Raw genomic sequence first — 3,642 nt, forward strand, 5'->3', positions numbered from 1 at the left:
TGAAAACGCACATTAGAGAACTCCGTACCGCCACATAAACCCGGTTCAACATTGCTTACTCGAATTTTTGTGCCAGCCAAATCGGCTCGTAAATTTAAGCTAAATTGTGTGACAAAAGCTTTAGTTCCACCATATACATTACTGCCTGCATAAGGATAAGTACCTGCAATTGAACTCAAATTGATAATCTGTCCATGATTACGAGCCACCATATTTGGCAACACAAGACGAGTGATAGTAACCAATCCTTTAATGTTGGTATCGATCATCTGATACCAATCTTGTAAATCCGCTTTATGTGCTGGCTCTAATCCCAAAGCTAAACCTGCATTATTCACTAATAAATCGACCGCTTGCCAGCCTTCAGGAAGGGTGTTTAGAGCGTTAATTATGGCTTGTTCATCGCGAATATCAAAGGCAAGCGGTAGAAAATTGTTGCCTAATTGTGAATGGATTTCTGCTAACCGATCTGCACGTCTACCCGTGCCAATTACTTTATAGCCTGCTTCGATCAATTTTTTACAGATTGCTAAGCCAAAGCCTGCGGTTGCACCTGTGACTAATGCGGTTGTGGTTTTCATTTTATTTCTCCTATATTTATATGCACTACTAAGATAGTACAGTTTAAAAAGTTATGCAAGGTTGAAAAAACAAAAGAGGTTGAATCTCGCTTGTTAAAACGTATTCAACCCCCTTTGTATTAAGCGAATAAGGCTTTGTAACCCAAAGTACACATCAATAGACCTACAGTGATTACCAACACTTTTTTGATAATTTCACCATTACTGTGAATTGCATGTTTACTACCAATATGGTTTCCTACAAGGTTGGCAATAATCATTGGAATACCTATTAAAAATGCCATTTTACCTGCAATAATAAAAGATACGAATGCACCAATATTAGAGGAAAAATTAAAAATTTTAGAGGTCGCAGAAGCACGCAATAGACTTAATTTATTAATTAAGAATAATGCTATAATAAAAATACTGCCTGTACCAGGTCCAAAGAAACCGTCATAAAAACCAACTATTAAACAGGTAATAAAAATAGATAATGCTGAGTTTTTAATTTCTTGCTCTTGATTTTCTTGCTTGAGTAGTTTTCCTTTAAATAAAGTGGCAGCTAAACCCAAAGGTAAAAATGCAAAAATAATATAGTTAATAACATGTGTTGGTAGCATTAAAATAACTTCTGCCCCAATATAGGCACCTAATAACGCAGAAACAATCCCTATGGGAATAATTTTCCAAACTATAGATTTGCTTTGCATAAAGTTTTTAATAGCCGCGATTGTGCCAATAGTACTAACTAGTTTTTCTTGACCTAATGCTAATTGAGGAGGAAGACCAACCATTAAGAATGCAGGAATTAAAATTAAGCCTGCACCTCCAGCAATAGAATCAATATAACCTGCTACAAAAGAGGCTATTACTAATAAACAAATACCAAGAATAAAATAGTTAGCAATAATACTATTATTAATAAATAAATTTTCCACTTTTTGTCCTTATTTAGTTCTTAAATGATGATTACATTCAGATGATACAAAATATTCTTTGAGAGGTTTATCATAGGTACCAAATAGTCTAATTAACCATCGGTCATTCCCATCAAATTTTGCCTTAAATCCATTTCTTGTATGTAATATTTTCTAATTATCAAATGTTACTATCTCTCCAAATTAAGGACTGTAAGCTCCATTACTTTATTTTCAACATATCCGATAGAACGAAGTTTTTGTGCGTATGATTGATTTTTTAATACTAAGCCATTCGATTTAATCTTGCTTAATGCAAGTTGATAAAGCTCATTGTTAGTTTGCATACTAGATCCTTTTATTTTTATATATATTAAATGTAACAAAATTGTTACATTCAAAATAATACTGTATTTGAAACATAAGTCAATCCTTTAAATTTTTATTCCGCAAACGTTTGCTTAATGATATAATCTGCCCAATTTTTATTTCAACTGATTGAGGTTAATCGTGAGCAACACACAACTGAGCTACAAAGATGCTGGCGTCGATATTCACGCTGGGAATGAATTAGTCGAACGTATCAAAGGCGATGTAAAACGCACTCGCCGCCCTGAAGTCATGGGCGGATTGGGTGGTTTCGGTGCATTATGTGCTTTACCAACCAAATATAAAGAGCCAATTTTAGTTTCTGGTACAGACGGCGTGGGTACAAAATTACGCCTTGCGATTGACTTGAAAAAACACGATACCATTGGTCAGGATTTAGTGGCAATGTGTGTGAATGACTTAATCGTACAAGGTGCAGAACCGCTTTTCTTCTTAGATTACTATGCAACAGGAAAATTAGACGTTGATGTGGCAGCAAGTGTGATCAAAGGTATTGCAGACGGTTGCGAAATGTCTGGCTGTGCGTTAGTCGGTGGCGAAACCGCTGAAATGCCAGGAATGTACCACGAAGGCGACTACGACTTAGCGGGTTTCTGCGTAGGTGTGGTAGAAAAATCAGAGATTATTGACGGCACAGCAGTGAAAACGGGCGACACCTTAATCGCACTAGGCTCAAGCGGTGCACACTCAAACGGTTATTCGTTAATTCGCAAAGTGCTTGAAGTAAGTGGTGCAAATCCAGCGGATTTGTTGGAAGGCAAATCACTTAGCGAACACCTTTTAGCACCAACCAAAATCTATGTAAAATCGATTTTACAGCTGATCAAGCAGATCGAAGTTCACGCCATTGCTCACTTAACAGGCGGCGGCTTCTGGGAAAATATCCCGCGTGTATTGCCTGATAACACTAAAGCAGTGATTGATGAATCAAGCTGGCAATGGCCTGCAGTATTTAGCTGGTTGCAAGAAAAAGGCAATATCAGCCGTTATGAAATGTATCGCACCTTCAACTGTGGCGTAGGTATGGTAATTGCATTACCAGAAAAAGAGGTTGAAACCGCTCTTACATTACTTGAACAAGCAGGCGAAAAAGCGTGGGTTATCGGCAAAATTGCACCTCTTGGCGAAGGCGAAGCACAGGTTGAGATTCAATAATAAAATCTTAAATTTAAATTCAGCCCTTTTGGGCTGATTTCTAGAAGGAAGAAAATGAAAAAAATTGCCGTCCTTATTTCTGGTCAAGGAACGAATTTACAAACTATTATTGATGCCTGCCATTCAGGCGATATTCCCGCCAAAATTGCTTGTGTGGTAAGTAACAAAGCTGATGCTTACGGATTAGTTCGAGCCAAACAAGCACAGATTCCGCAAGCGGTCTTTCTTCGCAAAAATTTTGCCAATAACCTCGAAATGGACGACGCCATTGGCGATTATTTGCAAAGCCTAGCAGTAGATTTGATCGTCCTTGCTGGTTATATGAAAATTCTTACCCCAAAATTTACTCAACGTTTTGCAGGGAAAATTTTAAATATCCATCCTTCTCTTCTTCCTAAATACGCAGGCTTAAACACCTACCAACGTGCGATTGAAGCAGGCGACAATGAACACGGCACAACCGTTCATTTTGTCAATGAAGAAGTGGATGGTGGTGCGATTGTTTTACAAGCAAAAGTACCAATCTTCCCTGAAGATAGCATCGAAGAAGTGGAAGCTAGAACCCGTGAGCAAGAATATCAAATTTATCCGCTTGTGATTAAATGGTTTACCGAAGG

The 3,642-nt window shown here is 37.7% G+C and carries 5 protein-coding genes; 2 read left to right on the forward strand and 3 right to left on the reverse strand.

Features of this window, described 5'->3' with window-relative positions; genetic code table 11:
- The 3 genes from QMF79_RS09350 to QMF79_RS09360 all read right to left on the reverse strand — a co-directional run.
- On the reverse strand, positions 1-581 hold a 581-nt coding region (locus tag QMF79_RS09350), incomplete at its 3' end, for an SDR family NAD(P)-dependent oxidoreductase (protein ID WP_281773631.1).
- Positions 582-700: 119 nt separating this feature from the next.
- On the reverse strand, positions 701-1,501 hold the full coding sequence (locus QMF79_RS09355) for a sulfite exporter TauE/SafE family protein (RefSeq protein ID WP_040216864.1): 801 nt from the start codon (positions 1,499-1,501) through the stop codon (positions 701-703).
- Positions 1,502-1,671: 170 nt separating this feature from the next.
- Entirely contained in the window at positions 1,672-1,827 is a 156-nt protein-coding gene (locus QMF79_RS09360; protein WP_281773632.1) for an ABC transporter, read from the reverse strand.
- A 163-nt stretch (positions 1,828-1,990) separates the two neighbouring features.
- Here QMF79_RS09360 and purM point away from each other — a divergent pair, with 163 nt between their 5' ends.
- Together purM and purN are read left to right on the forward strand one after the other, a co-directional pair.
- Positions 1,991-3,025: a phosphoribosylformylglycinamidine cyclo-ligase gene (gene purM, locus QMF79_RS09365; RefSeq protein WP_281773633.1), complete on the forward strand. Its 1,035-nt coding sequence runs from the start codon at positions 1,991-1,993 to the stop codon at positions 3,023-3,025.
- 54 nt (positions 3,026-3,079) lie between these two features.
- A partial coding sequence (purN, locus tag QMF79_RS09370) for a phosphoribosylglycinamide formyltransferase (RefSeq protein WP_281773634.1) occupies positions 3,080-3,642 on the forward strand: 563 nt, incomplete at its 3' end.

The organism is Pseudohaemophilus parahaemolyticus (assembly GCF_938021905.1).
In the GTDB taxonomy this organism is placed as follows: domain Bacteria; phylum Pseudomonadota; class Gammaproteobacteria; order Enterobacterales; family Pasteurellaceae; genus Haemophilus_A; species Haemophilus_A parahaemolyticus_B.